Source organism: Microseira wollei NIES-4236 (genome assembly GCF_020521235.1).
Classification (GTDB): Bacteria; Cyanobacteriota; Cyanobacteriia; order Cyanobacteriales; family Aerosakkonemataceae; genus Microseira; species Microseira wollei.
The window spans coordinates 1-21,884 of record NZ_BLAY01000076.1; the positions used below are offsets into that span (position 1 = coordinate 1).

The 21,884-nt window shown below is 45.7% G+C and carries 21 protein-coding genes and 3 pseudogenes; 10 read left to right on the forward strand and 14 right to left on the reverse strand.

All coding sequences use genetic code 11. The features are described from left to right. Together MiSe_RS23630 and MiSe_RS23635 are read left to right on the forward strand one after the other, a co-directional pair. Positions 1 to 351 (forward strand): hypothetical protein (locus MiSe_RS23630; RefSeq protein ID WP_226585472.1); only part of this gene is annotated, 351 nt, incomplete at its 5' end. A 9-nt stretch (positions 352 to 360) separates the two neighbouring features. Further along, positions 361 to 1,974, forward strand: coding sequence for an acyl--CoA ligase family protein (locus MiSe_RS23635; RefSeq protein ID WP_226585474.1), 1,614 nt, complete (start codon positions 361 to 363; stop codon positions 1,972 to 1,974). A gap of 21 nt (positions 1,975 to 1,995) precedes the next feature. On the opposite strand, the gene MiSe_RS23640 is transcribed toward MiSe_RS23635, so the two are convergent. The 3 genes from MiSe_RS23640 to MiSe_RS23650 all read right to left on the reverse strand — a co-directional run bounded on the left by MiSe_RS23640 (position 1,996) and on the right by MiSe_RS23650 (position 4,191). Next, positions 1,996 to 3,120 carry an ATP-binding protein gene (locus MiSe_RS23640; RefSeq protein ID WP_226585476.1) on the reverse strand — a complete coding sequence of 375 codons (1,125 nt, stop codon included), beginning with the start codon at positions 3,118 to 3,120 and terminating at the stop codon, positions 1,996 to 1,998. A 105-nt stretch (positions 3,121 to 3,225) separates the two neighbouring features. Continuing rightward, positions 3,226 to 3,540: a hypothetical protein gene (locus MiSe_RS23645; protein WP_226585478.1), complete on the reverse strand. Its 315-nt coding sequence runs from the start codon at positions 3,538 to 3,540 to the stop codon at positions 3,226 to 3,228. Between the two features lie 12 nt (positions 3,541 to 3,552). Continuing rightward, the gene (locus MiSe_RS23650; protein ID WP_226585480.1) at positions 3,553 to 4,191 is read right to left on the reverse strand and encodes a hypothetical protein; all 639 of its coding nucleotides are present in this window, start codon (positions 4,189 to 4,191) and stop codon (positions 3,553 to 3,555) included. Between the two features lie 312 nt (positions 4,192 to 4,503). On the opposite strand from MiSe_RS23650, the gene MiSe_RS23655 reads away from it, so the two are divergent. Next, positions 4,504 to 6,456, forward strand: coding sequence for an NB-ARC domain-containing protein (locus MiSe_RS23655; RefSeq protein WP_226585481.1), 1,953 nt, complete (start codon positions 4,504 to 4,506; stop codon positions 6,454 to 6,456). 937 nt (positions 6,457 to 7,393) lie between these two features. Here the strand turns inward: MiSe_RS23655 and MiSe_RS23660 are convergent. After that, positions 7,394 to 8,125, reverse strand: coding sequence for a DUF7873 family protein (locus tag MiSe_RS23660; protein ID WP_226585483.1), 732 nt, complete (start codon positions 8,123 to 8,125; stop codon positions 7,394 to 7,396). 256 nt (positions 8,126 to 8,381) lie between these two features. Next, on the reverse strand, positions 8,382 to 8,621 hold the full coding sequence (locus tag MiSe_RS23665) for a hypothetical protein (RefSeq protein WP_226585484.1): 240 nt from the start codon (positions 8,619 to 8,621) through the stop codon (positions 8,382 to 8,384). A 71-nt stretch (positions 8,622 to 8,692) separates the two neighbouring features. Between MiSe_RS23665 and MiSe_RS23670 the strand changes: the two genes are divergently transcribed. Beyond that, positions 8,693 to 9,067: a PadR family transcriptional regulator gene (locus MiSe_RS23670; protein WP_226585485.1), complete on the forward strand. Its 375-nt coding sequence runs from the start codon at positions 8,693 to 8,695 to the stop codon at positions 9,065 to 9,067. After that, a complete protein-coding gene (locus MiSe_RS23675; RefSeq protein ID WP_226585486.1) occupies positions 9,067 to 9,396 on the forward strand; it encodes a hypothetical protein in 330 nt (109 codons plus the stop codon). The genes MiSe_RS23670 and MiSe_RS23675 overlap by 1 nt, the downstream gene beginning before the upstream one ends. Positions 9,397 to 9,402: 6 nt before the next feature. Here the strand turns inward: MiSe_RS23675 and MiSe_RS23680 are convergent. The 3 genes and pseudogenes from MiSe_RS23680 to MiSe_RS52885 all read right to left on the reverse strand — a co-directional run. Next, positions 9,403 to 10,150, reverse strand: a pseudogene (locus MiSe_RS23680) (nucleotidyltransferase domain-containing protein). A gap of 102 nt (positions 10,151 to 10,252) precedes the next feature. After that, entirely contained in the window at positions 10,253 to 10,459 is a 207-nt protein-coding gene (locus MiSe_RS23685) for a low molecular weight phosphatase family protein (protein ID WP_226585487.1), read from the reverse strand. Continuing rightward, positions 10,456 to 10,521 (reverse strand): annotated as a pseudogene (locus MiSe_RS52885) (arsenate reductase/protein-tyrosine-phosphatase family protein); the annotation flags it as partial. The gene MiSe_RS23685 and the pseudogene MiSe_RS52885, both read right to left, overlap by 4 nt. A 274-nt stretch (positions 10,522 to 10,795) precedes the next feature. On the opposite strand from MiSe_RS52885, the gene MiSe_RS23695 reads away from it, so the two are divergent. Next, positions 10,796 to 12,010: a calcium-binding protein gene (locus tag MiSe_RS23695; RefSeq protein ID WP_226585488.1), complete on the forward strand. Its 1,215-nt coding sequence runs from the start codon at positions 10,796 to 10,798 to the stop codon at positions 12,008 to 12,010. Positions 12,011 to 12,351: 341 nt separating this feature from the next. Here MiSe_RS23695 and MiSe_RS23700 read toward each other — a convergent pair whose 3' ends face one another. After that, a complete protein-coding gene (locus MiSe_RS23700) occupies positions 12,352 to 12,699 on the reverse strand; it encodes a DUF6717 family protein (RefSeq protein ID WP_226585490.1) in 348 nt (115 codons plus the stop codon). A gap of 237 nt (positions 12,700 to 12,936) precedes the next feature. Here MiSe_RS23700 and MiSe_RS23705 point away from each other — a divergent pair, with 237 nt between their 5' ends. After that, positions 12,937 to 13,224: a DUF2087 domain-containing protein gene (locus MiSe_RS23705; RefSeq protein WP_226585492.1), complete on the forward strand. Its 288-nt coding sequence runs from the start codon at positions 12,937 to 12,939 to the stop codon at positions 13,222 to 13,224. 197 nt (positions 13,225 to 13,421) lie between these two features. Here the strand turns inward: MiSe_RS23705 and MiSe_RS23710 are convergent, their stop codons facing one another. Beyond that, a complete protein-coding gene (locus tag MiSe_RS23710; protein WP_226585494.1) occupies positions 13,422 to 13,964 on the reverse strand; it encodes a low molecular weight protein arginine phosphatase in 543 nt (180 codons plus the stop codon). 270 nt (positions 13,965 to 14,234) lie between these two features. On the opposite strand from MiSe_RS23710, the gene MiSe_RS23715 reads away from it, so the two are divergent. From MiSe_RS23715 to MiSe_RS23725, 3 genes and pseudogenes are all read left to right on the forward strand, one after another. Further along, positions 14,235 to 15,371, forward strand: a complete 1,137-nt coding sequence (locus MiSe_RS23715) for a trans-sulfuration enzyme family protein (protein ID WP_226585496.1) — start codon at positions 14,235 to 14,237, stop codon at positions 15,369 to 15,371. Between the two features lie 143 nt (positions 15,372 to 15,514). Then, a pseudogene (locus tag MiSe_RS23720) lies at positions 15,515 to 16,093 on the forward strand (L-histidine N(alpha)-methyltransferase); the annotation flags it as partial. Between the two features lie 347 nt (positions 16,094 to 16,440). Beyond that, on the forward strand, positions 16,441 to 17,112 hold the full coding sequence (locus MiSe_RS23725) for a hypothetical protein (RefSeq protein WP_226585498.1): 672 nt from the start codon (positions 16,441 to 16,443) through the stop codon (positions 17,110 to 17,112). A gap of 490 nt (positions 17,113 to 17,602) precedes the next feature. Here the strand turns inward: MiSe_RS23725 and MiSe_RS23730 are convergent, their stop codons facing one another. The 4 genes from MiSe_RS23730 to MiSe_RS23745 all read right to left on the reverse strand — a co-directional run bounded on the left by MiSe_RS23730 (position 17,603) and on the right by MiSe_RS23745 (position 21,716). Next, positions 17,603 to 18,217 (reverse strand): hypothetical protein, encoded by a 615-nt coding sequence (locus tag MiSe_RS23730; protein WP_226585500.1) that lies wholly within the window; start codon positions 18,215 to 18,217, stop codon positions 17,603 to 17,605. A gap of 178 nt (positions 18,218 to 18,395) precedes the next feature. Next, positions 18,396 to 19,205 carry a bifunctional hydroxymethylpyrimidine kinase/phosphomethylpyrimidine kinase gene (thiD, locus tag MiSe_RS23735; RefSeq protein ID WP_226585502.1) on the reverse strand — a complete coding sequence of 270 codons (810 nt, stop codon included), beginning with the start codon at positions 19,203 to 19,205 and terminating at the stop codon, positions 18,396 to 18,398. 133 nt (positions 19,206 to 19,338) lie between these two features. Then, positions 19,339 to 20,640, reverse strand: coding sequence for a cell division protein FtsZ (gene ftsZ, locus MiSe_RS23740; protein ID WP_226585504.1), 1,302 nt, complete (start codon positions 20,638 to 20,640; stop codon positions 19,339 to 19,341). Between the two features lie 149 nt (positions 20,641 to 20,789). Beyond that, positions 20,790 to 21,716 (reverse strand): cell division protein FtsQ/DivIB, encoded by a 927-nt coding sequence (locus tag MiSe_RS23745; protein WP_226585506.1) that lies wholly within the window; start codon positions 21,714 to 21,716, stop codon positions 20,790 to 20,792. Between the last annotated feature and the right edge of the window lie 168 nt (positions 21,717 to 21,884).

The following is a 21,884-nucleotide window of genomic DNA, read 5'->3' on the forward strand; positions in this document are numbered from 1 at the left end:
GGCAGGATGCCCATCCCACAAGCAAGAATGGCAGGATGCCCATCCCACAAGCAAGAAGGGCAGGATGCCCATCCCACAAGCAAGAATGGCAGGATGCCCATCCCACAAGCAAGAATGGCAGGATGCCCATCCCACAAGCAAGAATGGCAGGATGCCCATCCCACAAGCAAGAAGGGCAGGATGCCCATCCCACAAGCAAGAAGGGCAGGATGCCCATCCCACAAGCAAGAAGGGCAGGATGCCCATCCCACAAGCAAGAATGGCAGGATGCCCATCCCACAAGCAAGAAGGGCAGGATGCCCATCCCACAAGCAAGAAGGGCAGGATGCCCATCCCACAAGAAAAATCTAATAAACAACTATGACAAATTCTGTTTCCTATTCTTTTCTAACACCTCAAAGTTTTCTCGACCGCAGTGCGACTGTGTTTCGGGATAAAGATGCCATTGTTTATCGCCAAAAACGGTGGACATATGCACAATTTGCCGCGCGTGTCAAGCAATTAGCTAGTGCCTTGGGAAAGTGGGGGATAAAGAAAGGCGATCGCATAGCTTTCATTTGTCCCAATATCCCGCCCATGTTGGAAGCGCATTTCGGCGTCCCTCTCGCGGGAGGCGTTTTAGTTGCGATTAATATCCGCCTATCAGCTAACGATATTCGCTATATTTTAAACGACTCTGGAGCGCGTTTAGTTTTCGTCGATACGGAATTTTCCCACTTAGTCGCATCGGTACGAGAAGAACTCGAAACCGTTGAAGCAATTGTCAATATTGTAGATGAACAAGCGGAAATTCATGGCGAACAATTGCCCGGACTGGAATACGAAACCTTTCTGAATGAAGGCACAGCAGAAACAGTTTCATCTTGTTTAGAAGATGAAAACGACCTGATTTCTATTAACTATACCAGCGGCACCAGTGGAAAGCCCAAAGGCGTGATGTACAACCATCGCGGCGCATATTTGAACGCCTTGGGGGAAGCTTTAGAAGTGGGAATGAATAGTCAAAGCGTTTATCTGTGGACGCTGCCGATGTTTCATTGCAATGGATGGTGTTTTACTTGGGGAGTAACGGCGGTAGGGGGAACCCATGTTTGTTTGCGAAAGTTTTATCCGGAGACCGTAATTAATTTGCTCTGGAGTGAGGGGGTGACTCATTTTTGCGGTTCACCAACGATTTTGATCGTGTTAGTAAATGATAGAGCGATCGCCAAACTAACCCTATCCCATCCCTTGCGCGTCACCACCGCTGGCGCACCCCCATCGCCAACAATAATTCAAGCGATGGAAGAATTGGGAATTGAAATTACTCACACTTACGGTTTAACTGAAACTTACGGTCCTCATAGCATTTGCGAATGGCAAAAACCTTGGGATAATTTACCCATAGAAGAACGCGCCCGCCTCAAAGCGAGACAGGGAGTTCCTTATATCCATGCAGCAGAAATGCGCGTCGTAGATAAAGATATGAACGATATCCCCGCCGATGGCGAAACAATGGGCGAAGTTGTCATGCGGGGTAATAATGTGATGAAGGGTTATTTTAACGACCCGGAAGCGACTGCAAATGCCTTTCGCGGCGGATGGTTTCATAGCGGCGACTTAGCGGTAATGTATCCCGATGGGTATATTGAATTAAGAGATCGGGCAAAAGATATCATTATTAGCACTGGTGTAAATATCTCTACCATTGAAGTCGAACGGGCAATTTACAAACATCCCAATGTGTTGGAAGTTGCGGTTATTTCTATTCCCGATGAAACGAGGGGTGAAGTTCCCAAAGCTTTTGTGACTTTAAAACCGGATACTCATACGACGGAAAAGGAAATTCTTCACTTTTGTCGCCAGCATTTAGCACTTTTTAAATGTCCCAAATCTGTAGAATTTTGCGAATTGCCTAAAACTGCAACGGGTAAAGTGCAAAAATATCTGTTGCGGGAAAAAGAATGGGCAGGTTATGACAAGCGCATTCATTAATGATGCGACTCCTGTTTGTTTTTACCTACATAAACCTGCTTGTACTTTTTGACGAACTATCTCCTCTTCATTTTGATTTAGTTTGTAAGTCGAGAGGGTAATTCTTTCAGTTTTTTTGCGTTCAATTGCATCAAGTAAATCCTTCAAGTTAACCACACCTTCAGTGGGATGCTTACCTTGCTTTTTCATCTGTAAAGCGGCACGGACTGCTGCATCAATTACTGCTTCTCGAATTTCCCGACCACAAACATCTTCAATTTGAGCTAGTTTTTCAACAGAAACATCAGCAGCTAGTGGTAATTGCTTGGGAAGATGGTGTCGCCAAATTTCACGGCGACACTCTTCATCTGGCATAGGAAAATAGATATGGCGCACCCGCGTCTCAAAAGCTTTGTCGTAGTTTTCCACTAGATTGGTTGCGAAGATGACAATCCCTCGAAACTGTTCTAAACAGATGAGTAACTGGCTACGCATTGAGTTAATAGCTTGTTCGGAACCAGATGTGACTTCTGTCAATCTTTTTGAGAGTAATGAATCTGCTTCATCGATGAATAAAACAGCATTAGATTGCTCGGCTGCATGAAAGATGGCTTTAAGATTTTTAGGCCCATCGCCATGAAACTTGCTCTCGATGTCGGCGTAGCTTGCTAGCAAAATTTGCTTTTCTAAGCGATGTGCGATCGCATGTGCAGCCAAAGTTTTTCCTGTTCCTGGTGAGCCATAAAAGTTTAACACTATGTGAGGATTCGGCTGAATTTTGTTGAGTCCCCAATTTTTGTAGACAATTGACTCTACTGCGATCGCATCAACAGCTGAAAGCAGATTGTCCATTACTGCTTCAGAAAGAACCAAATCATCGAAATTATAAAGTGGTTTTTGAACTGTATACTGAGAAGCGCGTTCTTCGAGTGATTTCTCGTCACTGTTTCGGCGTTGATTTTGATCGCCCAACAGCGCATTAACTAAACTGCTTTTTCCTTCATCACATTCACCCACAACAAAGATTTTTATACGAACATCTTCACAACGAGTTTGATCCATAAAAGCGTTAATATCTCTGCAAAGTCTGGAGCGGAGAATGGCGGCTTCGGTTTCTGGCACATCATTGGGAACACCTTCTATATAAATATCTCTTGTCTTACTCATTTTTTGATTTCCTCTTAGTAGGTGCCCAAGTTCTATTTTCATTAACTTCTGATTTAATACTGAATTACTCAAGCATACTCTGTATCACCAATTCAACATAAATTACTACTGGTAAATCACCAGTTCAGCGTCACTGTGAGCATTAGCTATTTCTCGATCAATCAGATCGTATTTAATAGTTCTAGCCTCAACAATTTGGTGATTTTTTGTATTGAAAATTCCCTGAATTATTCTGTAATGACCAGATGATTGCTTCTCTTGTACGGTAAAAGCGATATCATCTTGATCGACAATTAACGATTCTCTTTCAAGGAACCATCTGGTAATCTCATCTAAATTCAAGTAGGCGATATATACAATAGTGGCCCCCGTTGATGCCACACATGCCCACATTATCATTGTCAATAAATTAAATGTCATGATGACCTCCTATTACTCTACAATAATTAAATCTTTGTCGCCAAAGCTCTCATTTAACTCTTCATCAAATTGCTTGACTAATATCTGACGACCATAAGGAATGCCATTTTGTTTGCAGACAAGTTGGTTTTCCTTATCTAAAAATACCTGGGAAAACAGGTAGCCTTTTTTGCGATGGCTTCGCAGCATAGCTCCCTTTTTAATTCTTGGATCGGGAGGGCGTTCAGTTACGAAGTAGCGAATTGCTGTATCGTAATTCATTATTTTACTAAAAGTAAATCTGAATAACCAGACTTTGTAAGTCAGTAGTTTCACAAAGTTATTTGTTATTTTAAATATATTTGTGCATTTTAACATGAATTTTGATTGATTTAATACGTTATTCAAGTAATTATCATAACGTGAATATAGTTCTATTCCTAAAGTAAGTATATTCCATGTAGCATGATAAAATATATCATAAAAATAAAATTGATCGCTAAGTTTAACACCTCGTATTTGGTAATATTTTAAAGCAGTATTATCCAGATAAAATTCCCTTATTAAATTTTCACGATAACACCAGATAGGTAAAATGTAGCGGCCTAAACTGGCGGGATACGTCCCCATCAACAGAGAGTAATTCCGAATCAGATGCCAAATTGTAGTCATTATGGTGACCTCCTTTTATTTATCGGGTGCAGTTGAGTTTTTTATGCAATCAGTTAGCGGGACTCAGACAAAAACCAGCGTAAAATTGGCTTCAAACCCGGACGGGGAAGGACTTTTACCTCGAATTGGTATAAATCTAGTAACCATGAGGGTTTCAGGCATTTTTCAGCGAATTATTTCCATTACTCACATAAAAATGTCTAAGTCTCATTAGTAGCTTATGTACAACAATAAACTGGTTGTTTCAGATAAACGGCTCAGTTTTGGCTCACATTTGGCTATCGCCTATCTACTGAGCCAAAATCGAGTCAAATGCTAAGCCAGAGGGGTTTAGCATTGACGTTATTAGTTTTACTCGTAAACAAAGTGGCTGTTACTCTTAAAGCGTCTCAAGCGGGACTACAAATTGTTGATCTGGCTAGAAGAAAGAAGGGCTGGAATAAAATTGCTGCTGTTTGGTGTAGTGCTGCCAACACTACACCAGCGACCTTGAAGCGGTTTTGGCGGGGGTTGCCAATTAATCAAGATGCCTTCGTTGAAATCTGTAAAGCTGTCCAAATTGAGAATTGGGAAGAAATTGTTGGCGACCAGTCAACTCAGCCAAGTACTATACCAACTCAGCTAACTACTACACCTATAGTTTCTAATTCTGTCCCGCGTATCAACTGGGACGATGCACCGAAAGTATCTATTTTTTACAGACGTACCGAAGAATTGACCAAGTTAGAGCAATGGGTTACACAGGAGCGCTGTTCATTAGTAATGCTTTTGGGAATGGGAGGCATTGGTAAAACAACTCTGTCTCGAATGCTTGTCCAACAAATTCAGAGTGAGTTCGAGTACATCATTTACCGCAGTCTCCGCCAAGCTCCACCTGTCCAAGAAATTTTAGCAGTCTTGCTACAATTCCTATCTCATCAGCAAGAAACTGATTTACCAGAAACTTTAGACAATAAAATATCCAGGCTGATTCAATATTTACAAGCTCATCGCTGTTTACTCATACTCGATAACGCAGAGGCAATTCTGGAAACTGGTCAGCTAGCTGGACAATACCGGGATACCTATCGCAGCTATAGCACTCTACTAACACGGGTAAAAGAAAGCAACCATCAAAGCTGCTTGGTGCTGATTAGTTCAGAGGAAGTCAGCTCATTACAGATAAATACCCTATCCGTCCATAGTATAGATTTAAAGGGATTGAATGAAACAGATGCCAAGGAAATCTTTATAGCAAAAGGTTTCTCTGGCTCTGAGCCAGAATTAGAAAAAATAATTTCCTATTATGCTGGTCATCCATCATCCTTACAGATAGCTGCTGACACGGTTTGGAGAATATCTCGTCACAATATTTCTGAATTTTTAGAAGCTGGAACCTTACTCTTGAATGAGGTTTGCTCTCTTTTAGAAAGGCATTTTAAGCGGTTGTCTGATTTAGAAAAAATAATTATGTATTGGCTAGTGCTTGAACCTAAGTCAGCCACGATAGCGAATATAGAAAAATTGAGATATTTTTATACAGACATTTCAACCCAAGACTTAATCGAGGGTTTGCTCTCATTACAGAGACGCTCATTGATCGAACAAAGGTATGATATCAATGGTTCTGGCTTATATTTGCAACCCTTTGTCAGGGAATATGCAATTGAAAAATTTATTGAAGACATTCGTGAACAAGTATATAAGATTTCTGGAGCCTGTAAAATCAAGCGAATAGGAATTTTTCCAAGTTCTATCCAAGGCAATGTGGAGCAGCATCTAAGAGATGACGATATTCGTTTAATCAACGAAATGGTAGAAAGTAAAATTAGGGAAATACCTACCATTATCAGAAGTGAAGAAAGTGCTAAAGTCAAGCTAGAGCAAATATTCTCACTGACCTTAAAAGTTTCTCAAATCAAAAAACGAGGAAACATGACTAACCAAGATAACCAAGATCGGCGCGTTATTAAAATGGGTACGGGGAACTATTTTGAAGTTAGACGCGACTATATCCAAGGCAATTATATCAATATGAGCCAGGATTTATCGCAAGCCGCAGCCCAAATTCAGCAACTTTTAAATCAACTGCAAAATCAGGGATACAGCCCAGAACAAGCTCAGGAACAAACGGCAACTGATTTAGCAAATCAGGCTCGGAATAATTCTTCAGTTAAAGACAAGCTAGTTAAGTGGGGAGAATCTTTAAGTGGCACTGCTGCCACTACTACTGTCACCGAGGTAGTTAAAATAGCTTTAAGACTGTTAGGATTGCCTTTGCCTTAATGTTTGGGACAGAATTGTAGGTCGGGTAGCATCCCAGCGAAACCCAACAAATTCAGGTTTATGTATGTAGGTGCGATCGTATTTGTCGAATTAAAGAGTGCGATCGCCTCTAATTTATTCCTCATTTTCCATCAATTCATCTATCAACTCACGCAAATCATCATACTGATAAGGAGGTTGCTTCCTCACTGCCAAAACAGTCAATAACTTTAGTTCTTCTTCGATCGCATACACAACTTGCCAAGACCATACCCTTTTGAGGTTCTGAATGCGAGAGCTTCGCTAGCCCTTGGCATATCGCTCTCCATTATCAATAATGCATGAAACCCAAGGTTCTGGCCTATCCCTGGGTTTCGGTATACCGCTATTTGCACGTGCCATTGCTTTTAAGCCAAGAATTCAATCTTTACATCGTCGTGTTCTACCACTTAAACTACCGGAGCATGTTGGGCGCTCCAGGCAGGCTACGATCCCGCATCCGACAATCTGAGACTCGTTGGCGAGCGCTTTGGCATCCAGCGGTGAATGCTGAGCTTGGAGTAATAGTCTGAGGTTGAAACTGTGCCGATTCCGCTTAATTTTTATCTGCATCTGTCTGGTAGGTCACAACCAGCGATCGCAGCAATTAAGCAAGCACGATTGAGATTAAAATTTGAGTTTTAGCTTTGGATTACTCCTGTCTTTTAATATAGCGCAAACCTTCTAAAAATGCAAGTAAAAAAACCCCAGTTTCTTCAATAATACCTGAGCCAATTTTCTGAAACGCCCACCCACATGCTAAAGCATGGGGCTACACAAACAAAGCCCGCAAGGCAAGGGCTTAAATTCTTACTTACAGCCCGCGCAGGCGGGCTTTGTTTGTATAGCGACACCCTTAAGGGTGTCGCATTTTGGCAAAGGTATTATTCCAGAAAGCGAGTTTTAAACTTAAATTAAATTACCCCAGCAAATACTGAAACATGCTTGCCGAAATATGCTGCTGTTGGGCTTCCGTATTATTCGCTTCCTCGCGGGCGAATTTAACCGCTTGACTCAGCTTTTCAATGCGCTCCAACAGTTCTTTAATCCGCGTCGCAGGCATCGCACCAGAAAACTTCACCGTGCGCCAATATCCCACGGTCACATCTTCGTAATAAACCTCAACTTGAGCCGGGTGTTTATCCGTCGCTTCGGCTTTTACATGGTTGCGCGGAATTTTCTTGGTTTTGAGCGTTTGAATAGCTTCTGTTGCCCAGCAATCTGCTGAATTATCAAACGTCCAAGTTTCGGAAGCGTCCAAAACCGGCAGCTTTTTAATAAATGCCTGCAACTCTACCAACTGCTTTTCCAGAAACAGCAAATACGCAACTGGCACTTGAGTCAAAACAATTTGACCATCCACAACAACATCCGCCCGCGCGTGGCAATTTACCCAGTCTTTTGTTGCCGTTACGTCAAACAATTTGGTCAAAACTTCCACCGTTTGGCGCAGCACTTCTTCTGCCTTCACTTGCACCCGATTCGACTCAGGTGGCAGTTGTTCGCCTTCCTCATCTTTGGGACGATAAGTGCGAGCAATTCCGCTAAACAATGCAGGCTTTTGTAGCGTTTGCTGAATCCCTGTCAGTTCTTGTACTGACTTGCTTTTAATGCCTTTTTCAATCGCAATAATTTGGTTCAGGCGTGCCATGACGCCTCCTTTTTTGATTTTGAGCTTGTCGTTATTGTAGTATAACGTATTTCATAGGTCAAGAAACCCGGTTTCTTGTCAAAATCTTGAGTTGTACAACGAGACACTGACGCAGAAACCGGGTTTCTGTACCGCTTTTATAGCGGTTTGCCGCTGGATGAGGTACACCGCAAGTTTGTGTAGCGGCACCGTTAACGGTGCCCGCACACTGCTGTCGAAGCCTTAAGGCTGTACTTCACTCGCTGGCAATCTGCTTTTAAGGCACAAGAGAAAAATCTCTCCCTTCGACTTCGGGTCTAGCTTGTGCCGAGTCGGTTCCCCCTGGGTGGGGAGGACGGTTTCTCACACCTGCCTCGGCGTCACCATCGGGAAAATCTTCATCGGGGGGATACCAGCGATATCTGCTTGAACGGTGCGCCAGGGCTTGATAAATATCGAAAATTGCCCGTAAAAAGCTGTAAGTCCCCTCGGCAAGCAAAAAATAGATAAATTGCATGGATCGACTTTGAGATTTATATCATGTTACGATATATTGTACAATAATATATCGTAGATTGATATAAAGCGATGCAAGTCAAAATTGATCCAGAGAGTTTCCTACCCCTGAAACCGGCGGCGTTTCACATTCTGCTGGCGTTGGTGGATGGGGAAAGGCACGGGTACGGCATCATGCAGGAAGTGCGACAAAGCACGAATAACAGCGTCAAACTCGGTCCCGGTACGCTTTACGGCACGATTAAGCGCCTGCTGGCGGATGGACTGATTTTGGAGTCAGAAGAAAGACCCGATGCAGAATTAGATGACGAACGCCGTCGTTACTATTACCTGACAGAATTAGGTCGCCGAGTCATTACTTTGGAAGTGCAACGTTTAGCCAATTTGGTTAACATGGCGTCGGCGAAAAAGTTGCTGGATGGAAGTATTGCGGGAGGCAATTTCTAATGTCAACTTTGCTGAGCAATATTTCGGTTTGGTTGTATAGCATATTGCTATTAGCCTATCCTCCAACCTTCCGTTGGGAATACGGACAAGAAATGATGCAACTGTTTCGCGATATGCTGCAAGATTCAATTCGGCAACGGGGATGTTTGGGAATTTTAGAAGTATGGTTTTGGGTGTTGCCGGATTGGGTGACAACTGTGAGGCAACAGCGCTTACTTGCAGCGAATTATTACCGTTCCAGATGGATTTTTACTAGAGTGGTACAAGCTGTTATCGCTTTGATTTTTTTAGTTTTTGGTTTTGTTTATTGGTTTTATGCTCAGCAGTAACTCATCTTATGATAACCTTAACCTTACCAGCAGGTCGTTGAGGGCATTTTTACACGAAGGCGATTCACGTAATTTGCTATTCTGACTTGCCTCTTCTAATTCGCGGTGCAGACGGTCAAATTCTCCCTGATGAAACGCCACGTCAGCATCTGCCAAAACGGATTTTTCCGCACCAGCTAACTTACGAGCGATTAAATCGGGAATGTAAGGCAATTTGAACGCTTCGTTTAGATGCACTAAATTTGCCTCCACAGTCCCTGTCTGCATCAAATAAATACCCGTCAGCAAAACTCTGTAAACGTAAAGCAAAGGTTTCACACGATGCAGTTGTTCTTTTTCAAACAATCTCCATTGCGTTTGAGCAAAACCCAAGTAGTGGTAACAGTGATAGCGCGTGATACAACCTTTAGCAATTTGCTTTAATTCTTCATGTTCTGGTGTTGTGCGAACAATTAGCGGCGAATCAAGCTGATCTAAAACATAGCCATTTTTTTTCAACAGCAGTGAAAAAATTTTTTACATCGTGAGTTACGAGGTCAATTTGCCATCCATCTCGAATTTCAGAAACTTCGATAGTTTCTCGTCCAGGATTTAATCCAACCACCTCTCGGACTGGCAAAATATGCACTCCCCGCAAGTCATAATCCGAATCGGGTGTAGAAAAGCCATACAAATGTGCGCCGCTAATTGTGGAGAATAAAAGCGGATATGGTTGCTCGCCAATTACTGAAAGTAAAAGCTGATTCGTAGCCATAATTCATTTTATCTCGTTAGTAGCGAGGCAGAGCCTCTAGGTATCTCGTTATCTCGTTCCCAGGCTCTCGTTGGTAGCGAGGCAGAGCCTCTAGGTATCTCGTTATCTCGTTCCCAGGCTGGAGCCTGGGAACAGCACTAAGTCTGCCCATTCGATTAATTCTAAACTAATTATTTGGGGTTTTTGCTCGGATTGAATGCCATATTCTGCTAATATAGTTAGTGAGTTAGACGCTACTGTAAAACGCTTGTTTGCAAGAATTACAGCGTCACGAACTGCAATTTCATCTATTTTTCCGAGTAGCCTCATTTTTTTCCCCGAAATAGCGCCTCCGCCATCGGAATGCGACAGGTGTTACCCGTACAAAAAAATCAAATTATTTGCAGAGGAAATCCGTTTTGATCGCTCCCCTTATTTTGTAGCCGGTAATAGATGGGGATAACTAATTATTGCTGGTGAATGATAATGCGCCTGCACTACTTCACCTACACCATTCTTGGTGCGTTAATTTGGCGCGTGAAGCGAATCGCATAGGGTTTGGACTGCGACTTGGTATAAGTCCTGAAGCCAAATGGCAAATTGGCAACATCTACCCGAAGTAAGAGTCAATAATCAGATGATTTGAGGATGTTGTGGAAATTAGTTATGGCAGAAACTTTGAACTTGAACCCCCCATTGCTGGCAAACAATGCAGGCACACTTGCAATCGGTACAAATGGGAATGATTCCCTCAGTGGTACCGATGGGAATGATACCCTCAAAGGTGGAGCTGGCAATGATACTCTCTGGGGTTTTAGAGGTAACGATCTGCTTGAAGGAGAGGCAGATGACGATTGGCTTTACGGAGGTTCTGGCAACGATACACTTCTGGGTGGAGCAGGAAACGATGTTCTCGATAGTGGAGTAAGCGCTACCCAGGTTGTTGTTCTATTGGACACCGACGACCCAACTTCTGGCAATGATTTTCTCAATGGTGGTTTGGGTAATGATTCTCTAACCAGTAGTGCTGGTGACGACACACTCATTGGCGGAGATGGGGATGATTTATTATCTGGCGGAACGGGTGCTAGATTCGGATCTAATACTGGGTTTGGATTTGTATCGGACTCCTATGGGTTTGTACCAGAGGAGTCTGACAACGATGTTCTCGATGGTGGGGATGGTCACGACACTCTCGATGGTGGCAATGGCAACGATATTCTCACTGGAGGAAGTGGTAACGATATTCTCAATGGTGATGCGATCGCACCGCTAAGCGGAATTCCCTATACGATTAATCCCGGTAGCGATCGCCTCGATGGTGGGGATGGCAATGACTCGCTCAACGGTGGGAGTTACAACGATACGCTCATAGGTGGAGCAGGTAATGATACTCTCATTGGTGAGAGCGGTAGCGATCGCCTGATTGCCTCAGATGGCAACGATATTCTCAAAGGTGGAGAAGGAAGCGATACTCTCACAGGTGGTTTGGGGAGCGATCGCTTTGGGTTCACCTTTACGAGTTACCAATCTTTCAACTTTCCCCCTTCGGGTTTGCCGCCATCTGGACCCAACTTGTCCCCCTCTAGCTCTGCCAAATTTTCCCTATTTCCCCAACCCCAAACACCACGACCCGAAAGTGGAATTGACAGGATCGACGATTTCAATCTCCAACAGGGAGACAGGATCGAAATCGTCAGTTTCGGGCAAATTTCCATTAACCAAATCTCGTACAATTCAAACACGGGTGCGCTATTGTTTAACAGCCAACAATTCGCCCAACTTCCAACAGGTCTTGACTTCAATCCCCATCGGGATATCGACTTGAGAATTAGCTCTCCTATAAACCCACTGATTTTGCCTCCTGCTACATCGTTTTAACTAGCTACATTCCGCAAAGAAACTAAGGTGATACGAGAAATAATATCAAGTCCGCTCGCATCGGACTTGTATATCCAGCTCCTCTCCCTTGATGACAGAGGAGGTTGGGGGTAAGCGTGCAAGTCCGATGTAACCGTACTTGATATAAAGCCTTTTTTGAGTTAAGTAAAGCTGAAGTAACCTAGACGTGAGACTGCGTTCGCTTAGCGTGCCGTAGGGAATCGCATTTGGGGATGGATGCAGGTGCGAGCGCATTTGTTACAGCGGATTGCAGCCGTTGATGGTACACCTTTGTGGCTTACCCCTGGGAACGAGTGATGGTGAGCTGCCGCCTCCTATGTTTAAATGAGTTTTTCTGCTTTGCAATATATTTGTCTTGGGGTTTCGCTGAAATACTTAAACAACGCCGGACATAACCAACCTTCTAAATTTTTATCTTGCCAACGATACCAATTGCCGCCGTATTCTTCTCTAACCCAAACTAATTCTGCTTGATATCCTGGGAAAGGATTAGCAGAAAACAAAAGCTTAAAACCCAACTCAGCTTTGGGAATATCTTGAACTAAAATATCAATCATTTCGGGAATGCCGCTCACAAAGGGTTCTCGTTCAAGTCCGACTCGATCGTCATCAAATACCCAAGTGCCTTCGTATCGATAAGGAAAGATTACCAGCATGGCGTTAGCCATTTTTTCCACCTTGTATTATATTGGTGAAGTAGTTAACGCAAGTTGCTAGTTATAAACAAGGGCGTTGCTAATTGTTAATTGCTAATTGCTAATCTTGTATTTTTACCAATCTAGCCATTAGCCATTAGCCATTAGCTGCTATGTATGAGATAACTAGCAACTTGAGTTAGTTAGATTATTGATTAATTCAATTGTAATTGATAACGAGTAAAAAAGTGGGAGATAGGGATTAGGAAAATGACCGATGATAATGGAGAACTCAAAAACTATCTAGATGAGGAAGACCGCCTCAAAGAATGGCCTTCTAAACGGAATAAAGGCAAGTCCCAGCAGCTAGTATTAGAATATATGGCCTCTAAATTTTATCAGGAGGTGAAATACACTGAAAAAGAAGTGAATGCGCTGTTAAATCAATATCACACCTTCAACGATCCGGCACTGTTGCGGCGGGAGATGGTGGAACGTAAATTACTGGCGAGGATGCGGGATGGAAGTGCTGATTGGCGTCCGAGTGTGTCTGAGTAATCGAAACAGTGTATCTTGTTATGAGTTGAGAGCGATCGCCCAAACACCATGTGCCGTTTACTAGGCTACCTCGGTTCACCCATTCTGCTAGAATACCTAACCCAAGTTGCTAGTTATAACTATCTTGGGTTGCTCTCATTGCTAATCGTTAATTGCTAATTGCCGCTCGGAATATTTTTCGGTTCTATCATTAGCCATTAGCCATTAGCTATTAGCCATTTCAGTATCCATTTTAACAAAAAAATACCGCGAGGTAACGGCTGAGGCGTGGGCAGGGTAAAAGGATTTTTCCCGGATAATCTATGTTGTAAAATATCGAGGGCTTGGTCAATTTCTTGGGCGCATTGGCGATACCTGGATAAAGATTTACCAACGGGATCTGCAATGTCTAATGAAGTTGGATATCCGACAAATTCTTTCAGGGTAAATGTTTTGTCGCTCAGTTCGGGAAAGATGGCGATCGCCAGATACTTATGCAACCTTGTCATCGTCAGCACTAAGTCTGCCCATTGGATTAATTCTAAACTAATTCCTTGGGGCTTTTGCTCGTATTGAATGCCATACTCTGATAATATAGTGAGTGAGTTAGAAGCTACTGTAAAACGCTTGTTTGCAATAATTCCAGCGGAACGAACTTCAATTTCATCTATTTTTCCTAGTTGCCGAATTCTTTCTTGAAATAGCGCCTCCGCCATCGGACTGCGACAGGTGTTACCCGTACAAACAAATAAAATTCTCATTGGTACAACTCATGAAACAATATACTTGAGGATCCCCCCTTACCCCCCTTGCCCCCCTTAATTCAGGGGGGAAACCAAAATCCCATCCCCCCTTGCCCCCCTTAATTCAGGGGGGAAACCAAAATCCGATCCCCCCTTGCCCCCCTTAATTCAGGGGGGAATCTCAAATCCGATCCCCCCTTGCCCCCCTTAATTCAGGGGGGAATCTCAAATCCGATCCCCCCTTGCCCCCCTTAATTAAGGGGGGAATCTCAAATCCAAAATTGCAAGATGTCAAAGCGAATTGAAACACTAGCAGTTCACGCAGGACGTGGTATCGATCCGGCGACAGGCGCAGTTGTACCGCCGATTTATCTATCTACAACTTTTGAGCGATCGCCTGACGGAACCTATCCCCACAACTATATTTATACCCGTACCAACAACCCGAACCGGGAAGCGCTAGAAAAATGTCTTTGCGAATTAGAAGGAGGCGTCGCCGCCGCTGCGTTTTCTTCCGGTTCCGCCGCCACGATGAGCGTATTTCAAGCACTTTCCCCAGGCGACCATGTTATTGCACCCGTTGATGCTTATTCTGGCACATCTTTGCTGCTGCGAGAAGTTTTGATTCCTTGGGGTTTGTCAGTAACTTTTACCGATCTATCTAATTTTACCAGAGTTGAAGAAGCACTTCAAGAAAATACAAAATTAATTTGGATAGAAACGCCTTCAAATCCGCTTTTAAAGATTACCGATATTCGGAATATTGCAGAAATTGCCCATCGAGCGAATGCAATTTGCGTCTGCGATAATACTTGGGCGACTCCGGTGGGACAAAACCCGTTAAAACTGGGTGCTGACTTGGTTGTTCACGCGACGACGAAGTATTTGGGGGGACATAGCGATGTGTTGGGAGGGATGGCGATATCACGCACAGAAACTGACTTTTTTAACCGAATTAAACAAATACAGAAAACTGGAGGCGCAGTCGCTTCTCCCTTCGATTGTTGGTTAGTCCTGCGGGGTATTCAAACTTTACCCTATCGGATGAAGGCTCACGCAGAAAATGCCCTCAAAGTTGCTGAATTTTTAAGCAATCATCCCCAGGTAGAAGTCGTCCATTATCCAGGTTTAAAACAACATCCCGGACATGAAATTGCGGCTTGCCAAATGCAGCTTTTTGGTGGAATGGTTTCGTTTCAGGTAAAAGCAGGAAGGGAGAAAGCTTTTGATGTAGCCGCGAAGGTAAAACTATTCACGCGCGCCACCAGTTTAGGAGGTGTAGAAAGCTTAATCGAACATCGCGCCTCAATTGAAGGAGAAGGAACAAAAACGCCGGGAAATTTACTGCGACTGTCTATCGGAATTGAACATGTCGATGATTTAATCGATGACTTGGAGCAAGCTTTAAACTCTGATTTTGCCTGACTGGAAAACCCGAGCAATGCTAATAGCTAATAGCTAATAGCGAGAGCTTCTGCCAGCTGACTAAGCTAGCATTTTTCCTGAGATTAGCCATTAGCCATTAGCCATTAGCCCCAGGTTTGAGATAGCTAGCAACTTGCGTTAGTACCTACGAATTGGCGCTGCAACAACTGCCGCCTACTCAACTGAAGATCCGGATGATATGTTTTATCGGTAGTACCCTGGGAAATCTGACGCCAGCAGAGTGCGATCGCTTCTTCACCCAGATCGCCAACGCGCTGCAACTAGGCGAGTATTTCTTGTTAGGAATCGACCTGCAAAAGCCAAAACATCTCCTAGAAGCCGCCTACAATGACAGCTCTGGCGTCACGGCGCAATTTAAACGCAACATGCTCGATCACCTCAACTGGCGGTTTGAGGGCAATTTTGACCCAAATCAGTGGCAACACCAGGCTTTTTACAACGAATCCCCATCCCAAATGGAAATTTACTTGCAAAGTAAAAAAGCCCAAACCGTCCGATTGCACGCCCTCGACTTAACCGTCGAGTTTGAAACAGACGAGACAATTTTGACCGAAATTTCCCGCAAATTCGACCTGAATGTCATGCAACGGGAACTAGGGGCGCGAGGTTTAGTGCCGGTGCAAGCTTGGACAGATCCGAATTCCTGGTTTGGGTTGCTGCTGTGCCAAAGGCAATTACCCACCCCTAATGCGATCGCCTGATATCATGTCCGGTTAAACACCCATAGTTAGGAATGACTTGGGAGAACGGTGACACGGTGACGCTCTGAGATTTTTATTCAGGGTAATTAGGCGGACATCATATAACTCAATCCTCCCTGCCGATTAACCGTCAAATTGTGTCCTAATATACAAGCGCCTGGGGATGATCGGTGCGCCTGTAATTTTTTATGGGTAGACAACTGTGCCGTTGTGGTTTTCAATATATAAGGCAGACAAGGGTGCGACAAACTACCCCATATCCCATTAAGTTTATTGGGGTATTAACCTAAATCAAGTCGGGTTAAATTAATCTATTCCAAAGTAATGTAGTTTTAGGGGTGAGAGTGATGAGTAATGGAATGGCATTTGTAGCAGGAGCTGGACTAGCAGGGATTGCGGCGCTGCTATTTCTTAAAGGTGGTGGAAATCCTGGCTTATACAACTTGCCTGCTGCTGCTTCACTGCAACCCCCGCAAAACTTCCAACAGCCAGTTCCTAACCCCCAGCTGCCTGGGCTAACCGCACCACTGCCAATACCGGCGGCAGGTGTGAATAATCCTGCTTATTGCGCCAATTGCGCCCAGCAGCAGTTAGAGAACGCACAGCTAAAAACAGAAAACGAGCAGCTTAAAACTCAACTTCGCAATCAGCAATTCGTGATTGAGGCGCTAAACGCACAAAGAAATAACGGCGGCTTGAACCCCCAGCTGAATCAAGCCCAGTTGACTGCCGGGATACAGTCTACCAATCCCAATACGACAAGCTTGCTGTGGGCATTGGGAGGAATGGGGGTGACAGTGACAGCTGGACTGCTGATGGCAGGGGTATTCTCGCTGCTCTCGCGGCAGCAGCGTCCTCCTGCGGGTACGGTACAGTTGATTCACCCAATCAACCAGCTGCCACCGTCGTTGCCCTACAAACGGCGCTCTGAGTATGCGTCCCCTCGGTATGAGGAAAAACGCGCCAGCTATCTGGACTACGACGAGTACGACGACTACAAAGATTACGAAGGACGTTAAACAGCAACGGCAACTGATATCGTGTCCGCTGGAATACCCATAGTTAGGACTGATATCAAGTCCGGTTGCACCGGACTTGTATAGTGGGGGTGTAGTTGATCGAGAGTGCGATCGCACAGTTATGGGCAAGCGTCTTGTAATCGAACCACATCTTTCAGTGGAAGAACTAGAGATGCGTTATATCATGTCCGCGAGAGATCAGTTGTGTATAGTTGATTGTGCGAAAAAGCGTTTTTTCTCCCCTTTGCTCCCCCAGCCCCTTTGCTCCCCCAGCTCCCCTTTGCTCCCCCAGCTCCCCTTTGCTCCCCCAGCTCCCCCATCCCCTTTGCTCTCCAAACGCAACCGATGCAACCGGACACGATATGACGCGGTGACAAGGGAGAGCGGTGACGCTCTGAGTTTTAATTAAGGGTGAAAAGCCGGACATCATATGAAACATGTTGCCGTTTGATTGTGGCGCCCAAAAAAGTGGAGAATTTTTGCTCGGTGTTCAACGCTTTGATGCCAACGAGCGTATAACCAAAAAGCCAGCGCCAAATGCGGTAATGACAACTAGAATCACCAACAAAGTATACAACCATCCATGGAAGGTTGAGCTATCGGGCTGCGATCGCTGACGATAGCGGCCTTCTGCCTGTTCTCCGACAATCCTATCTGGCAGGGCGCCTCCACTCGGTTCCAGGTTCCTGAAAGCATTCGGTGCCACTCCGGGGCTAGAAGCGTTGACCCCTGACATTGGGCGTGGCCCCCAAGACATCGGTCGTGGCCCCCCCGTCGGGTATCCCGATTGATTTCTCATTTCGGGATGGGTGTAGCTAGCCTCACTCCAGCCATCTGGGGACGAGTCAACGATTTGTTTTAGGTACACCGCTGACTGAACGATTTTGTCAAGTTCCCGGCGCAAAAGTTGGTTTTGTTGCACCAACTGCTGATTGTGGGCGTTGAGCGATTCCAGCATTACCCGCGTCGCTTGCAACTCCGCTGCCAGTTGTCGGTAAACCGATATTGGTACAGCGGGAGCGTAAGCATTCGTTGTGGCTGGTGTGCTTTGACCGGGATTGGTTAATTTTGACACCGATGGCTTGGGATACGGATTGGAGGTCATAGGCTTAGCTAGGTTTAGATTGTCGTTTGGCAACAAGCAGCCTGTTTTATATGCCTAACAATAGTAGAAATTAGGACAATTTGATACTCCGATTTGGGTAATGGCATTCCCAGGCGACCGCCTGGGAAGGGTAATGGGTAATTGCTAGCTTCACCCATTACCAATTACCCATTACCGATTACCCATTACCGAGTAACGGAAAAAAATGTCCTACTGGGCCTGAGCCAGAACCTATGGTTAAAGAGTGCTGTAAGGCAGTGGTGACGTAATCTTTTGCCTGTTGAACCGCGGGGAATAAATCCTTACCTAAAGCTAGATTAGCTGCGATCGCCGCCGCCAGCGTACACCCAGTACCGTGGGTATTCTTCGTTTCTACCGCAGACGCCGTCAAAGTTTGCCAATGCTTCCCATCAAACCAAATATCCACACCTCGGATTTGTCTCGGCATTCCTCCCCCCTTTACCAAAACGGCCCTACAACCGAGTTGGTAGATGCGCTGGGCAGCCGCTCGCATATCATCGAGGGTATGAATCTCCAATCCGCTTAAAATCTGAGCCTCATATCGGTTGGGCGTCACCAGCATTGCCTTTGGCATCAAAGCATCCCGCAGAGTTGCCACGGCTTGATTGTCTATCAGCTGGACGCCCGTGCGCGATACCATTACCGGGTCAACCACCAACTTCTCGATGCCTAACACTTCCACCTGGTTCGCCACGGCGGCAATAATTTCCTGGTTCAGCAACATACCCGTTTTGGCAGCTTGCACCCCAATATCTGCCACCACCGCCTCTATCTGGGCAATTACAGCCGCCGCCGGTAGGGCATCCACTCGCGTCACTCCCAGGGTATTTTGGGCTGTGACGCAGGTTATAGCACTCGTCCCGTGGACGCAGTGAAAGGCAAACGTTCGCAAGTCTGCCTGAATTCCAGCACCGCCGCCGCTATCCGAACCGGCAACAGTCAGTGCTACAGGGATTGAATTGGGCATAGGGTATTTGGGCAGGGGGGCAGGGGGGCAGGGGGGCAGGGGAGCAAAAGCGGCAGAGGTCTAGGGGCAAAGGGGCATTTGAATCTATAATTTTCCTCATCTCACCTGCTCACCTGCTCCCCTGCTCATCTGCTCACCCGCCCGATTTCGGCGGACGCTTCCGACGGAGGAATTCGGGAATATCCAATCCGGGTTCTGGTTTAATTACCTCTAGACCTTGGGGCGGTTTAGCAGCAGCCCCAGGGGTTGACCCTGGTGTAGTTGGACGCGGCGGGGGCGGGGTTGGCGTTCTGGCTGCCCGTGCGGCTGGTTGAGCCGATTGGGTTTCGCTGCTAAAGCCGGTGGCAATCACCGTAATTCTAATTTCTCCTTGCATCTTGTCGTCGATCACTGCCCCGAAAATAATATTGGCATTTGGATCGACGACTTCGTAAATCGTTTCTGCTGCCGCGTTGACCTCGTGTAAGGTGAGGTCCTGACCGCCGGTAATATTAAATACAACGCCTTTTGCTCCATCAACGGAAGATTCGAGCAAGGGCGAGGAAATTGCCATCGTCGCGGCTTCTCTAGCTCGCGATTTGCCGGAGCCAACCCCAATCCCCATTAAAGCCGAGCCGGCATCTGCCATGATGGCGCGGACATCGGCAAAGTCAACATTGACCAACCCGGGGATAGTAATGATATCGGAAATGCCTTGTACACCTTGGCGCAGGATGTCATCTGCGGCGCGAAAGGCTTCTTGAACGGGGGTTTGTTCGTTAATCACCGATAACAAGCGATCGTTGGGAATTACGATTAACGTATCTACCCGACTTTGCAGCGCGGCAATGCCTTCTTCAGCTTGGTTGGTGCGACGCCGCCCCTCGAACATAAAGGGTTTTGTAATCACGCCCACCGTCAAGGCGCCGACTTCTTTTGCTGCTTCGGCGACGACAGCTGCTGCACCCGTACCCGTGCCGCCTCCCATCCCAGCGGTGATAAATACGAGGTCGGAGTTATCCAAAGCCGCAGCGATTTCGTCGCGAGATTCCTCAGCGGCTTTTTGACCGATAGCCGGGTTACCGCCTGCCCCCAGCCCTCGCGTCAGTTTTTGTCCGATTTGCAAGCGTTTGGGAGCCGCTGATTGGGCTAGAGCTTGGGCATCGGTATTAACAGCCCAAAACTCTACACCCGATAACTCGCTGGCAATCATGCGGTTCACCGCATTACTGCCGCCACCACCGACGCCAATCACTTTGATTTTGGCTACCCGACTGGGTACGATATCGCCGAGGCGGGATGATTCAGAAGACATCGCTTTTGGCTCGCGAGGTTGACCAAATTGGAATAGGGGATTACCGAAGGAACTAGCCGTGTCCACCGACAGGGACGAATTCGATGGTCCCTCAGCTTGAGAAAGTTTATAGGTAAGCCCCTGTTTATTATCAAGCGTCATTGTAATCAAAAATAACTGGTAAACAATTCTTCAGTTGAAGATAGCTCTAGTCAACTATGGGTTATATGGGCTATGTCGGTTGACAAACCAATAATAGCAACAAGCTGGTTGACGAGCAGCAAAACGTTTGTTGCCGTTTGTTGCAAATTTTATCGGGATATTGGTTTGGGTGGTTGGGGTAGCTTGGAAGGGACACTGGGGGTTTTTAGGGGGAGATTGGGGTTTGTTTTGGGGTATGATTGTATCATTTGCAGGGCGGGGGATTCTGGATTTTTCAGGTCAATGTAAGCTATTTGGCTGGTTTTAAGCTTGGTTGGTAAAGCGCGCAGGCGATGCAAAACTTCGAGCTGTTCGGCAAACTGGGAGCTGTACGGACCTAAATGGACAATTCCCAGCTCGGTTTGCAAAATTATATTTGTCCGGTTGCGCCAGTCAATCTCAAAGATTTTCACGGTACTCTCGCGCAATACTTGATAAATTTGGGGCCATTTGGCGAGATCCCGCTCTCGCACGCCGAGGATTTTTAGCTTTGGTAAGGAAAACGATGCCCCTAAGACTTTGTACTTTTCCAACGGCACTAATACACCGTTGGCATCTAGCAATCCCACAGGCGATCGCATCTTAGGCGTTTCCTTTGCTCTTGAGGCAATCAGTGGCGATCCGGGGGATGGGATACCGATCGCGAGCGCCACTGGTTGCCGTTCTTGGACTTGTACCATCAATCCGGGCGGAATCAGCTGGCGCTTTACCGTTGCAGAGGCAATGACTGATGCGTTTGAGGTCAGACGAGATGCCAGAGCTTGCGGTTCAATTCGCAGTAACGACTGGGGATAGGACAAGGATAACAAAGACCTCACCGCTCGATCTGAAATCATTTCATTGCCTTCGACTGCGATCTGATCCGGAGTGCGAATCACCCAAATTGGTTGAGTCGCCCCCCAGACTAACCCGCTTGCCAAACCGGCACTTGCTACCGTTCTCCAAATTGCCTGCGCTGTATGAATACGCCTTTTCCGGCGCAATGTTATTCGCCGCCCCCTCAATTCTGAAAGCGATACCGATGCGATGCTAGTCATCGTAATCCCCTATATGCTTACGTGTAAAGTGACTGCTCAGTTTGTTATGACTAGCTAATGCTAGGGGTTGGGCAGAAGTTATTCAACTGCTGTCCGTTGCCCGCGGTTTGTATATATAACAACCTCTTTTAGTTTTTACCTACTGGCAATCTCCACCCCATCATAAAT

What these genes read in the sequence shown, in the direction of transcription:
- MiSe_RS23730 (WP_226585500.1), bottom strand. Translation starts at nt 18,217, where the DNA reads ATGACCTCCAATCCGTATCCCAAGCCATCGGTGTCAAAATTAACCAAT.
- MiSe_RS23725 (WP_226585498.1), top strand. Translation starts at nt 16,441, where the DNA reads ATGAGTAATGGAATGGCATTTGTAGCAGGAGCTGGACTAGCAGGGATT.
- MiSe_RS23715 (WP_226585496.1), top strand. Translation starts at nt 14,235, where the DNA reads ATGTCAAAGCGAATTGAAACACTAGCAGTTCACGCAGGACGTGGTATC.
- MiSe_RS23655 (WP_226585481.1), top strand. Translation starts at nt 4,504, where the DNA reads ATGCTAAGCCAGAGGGGTTTAGCATTGACGTTATTAGTTTTACTCGTA.
- MiSe_RS23705 (WP_226585492.1), top strand. Translation starts at nt 12,937, where the DNA reads ATGACCGATGATAATGGAGAACTCAAAAACTATCTAGATGAGGAAGAC.
- MiSe_RS23675 (WP_226585486.1), top strand. Translation starts at nt 9,067, where the DNA reads ATGTCAACTTTGCTGAGCAATATTTCGGTTTGGTTGTATAGCATATTG.
- MiSe_RS23695 (WP_226585488.1), top strand. Translation starts at nt 10,796, where the DNA reads ATGGCAGAAACTTTGAACTTGAACCCCCCATTGCTGGCAAACAATGCA.
- MiSe_RS23660 (WP_226585483.1), bottom strand. Translation starts at nt 8,125, where the DNA reads ATGGCACGCCTGAACCAAATTATTGCGATTGAAAAAGGCATTAAAAGC.
- MiSe_RS23635 (WP_226585474.1), top strand. Translation starts at nt 361, where the DNA reads ATGACAAATTCTGTTTCCTATTCTTTTCTAACACCTCAAAGTTTTCTC.
- MiSe_RS23665 (WP_226585484.1), bottom strand. Translation starts at nt 8,621, where the DNA reads ATGCAATTTATCTATTTTTTGCTTGCCGAGGGGACTTACAGCTTTTTA.
- MiSe_RS23685 (WP_226585487.1), bottom strand. Translation starts at nt 10,459, where the DNA reads ATGAGGCTACTCGGAAAAATAGATGAAATTGCAGTTCGTGACGCTGTA.
- MiSe_RS23745 (WP_226585506.1), bottom strand. Translation starts at nt 21,716, where the DNA reads ATGACTAGCATCGCATCGGTATCGCTTTCAGAATTGAGGGGGCGGCGA.
- MiSe_RS23650 (WP_226585480.1), bottom strand. Translation starts at nt 4,191, where the DNA reads ATGACTACAATTTGGCATCTGATTCGGAATTACTCTCTGTTGATGGGG.
- MiSe_RS23640 (WP_226585476.1), bottom strand. Translation starts at nt 3,120, where the DNA reads ATGAGTAAGACAAGAGATATTTATATAGAAGGTGTTCCCAATGATGTG.
- MiSe_RS23710 (WP_226585494.1), bottom strand. Translation starts at nt 13,964, where the DNA reads ATGAGAATTTTATTTGTTTGTACGGGTAACACCTGTCGCAGTCCGATG.
- MiSe_RS23700 (WP_226585490.1), bottom strand. Translation starts at nt 12,699, where the DNA reads ATGGCTAACGCCATGCTGGTAATCTTTCCTTATCGATACGAAGGCACT.
- ftsZ (WP_226585504.1), bottom strand. Translation starts at nt 20,640, where the DNA reads ATGACGCTTGATAATAAACAGGGGCTTACCTATAAACTTTCTCAAGCT.
- thiD (WP_226585502.1), bottom strand. Translation starts at nt 19,205, where the DNA reads ATGCCCAATTCAATCCCTGTAGCACTGACTGTTGCCGGTTCGGATAGC.
- MiSe_RS23645 (WP_226585478.1), bottom strand. Translation starts at nt 3,540, where the DNA reads ATGACATTTAATTTATTGACAATGATAATGTGGGCATGTGTGGCATCA.
- MiSe_RS23670 (WP_226585485.1), top strand. Translation starts at nt 8,693, where the DNA reads ATGCAAGTCAAAATTGATCCAGAGAGTTTCCTACCCCTGAAACCGGCG.